Here is a 258-nt window from a genome sequence, read left to right as displayed (position 1 = left end):
TGGGTGCCTCAATGATGGTGGCATCCACCAAAGTGCCTTGGGTCATCATGACGCCTGCTTCGGCCAGCCAGCGATTGATGGTCTTGAACAATTGACGGGCCAGTTGATGCTGCTCGAGCAGGTGGCGGAAATTCATGATGGTGGTGCGATCCGGCAGGGCGCTATCCAGGGATAATCGGGCAAACAGGCGCATGGAGGCGATTTCGTACAGGGCATCTTCCATGGCACCGTCGCTCAGGTTGTACCAATGCTGCATGC

At 57.0% G+C, this 258-nt stretch carries 1 protein-coding gene; it reads right to left on the bottom strand.

Annotated features, from left to right (window positions below):
- On the bottom strand, window positions 1-258 hold a 258-nt coding region (locus OGY18_RS00035; RefSeq protein ID WP_286551126.1), incomplete at both ends, for a transposase.

Origin of the sequence: Citrobacter sp. Cpo142 (assembly GCF_030332425.1) — a bacterium.
Lineage (GTDB): Bacteria > Pseudomonadota > Gammaproteobacteria > Enterobacterales > Enterobacteriaceae > Citrobacter > Citrobacter portucalensis.
This window is presented reverse-complemented; position numbering and strand designations above follow the sequence as displayed.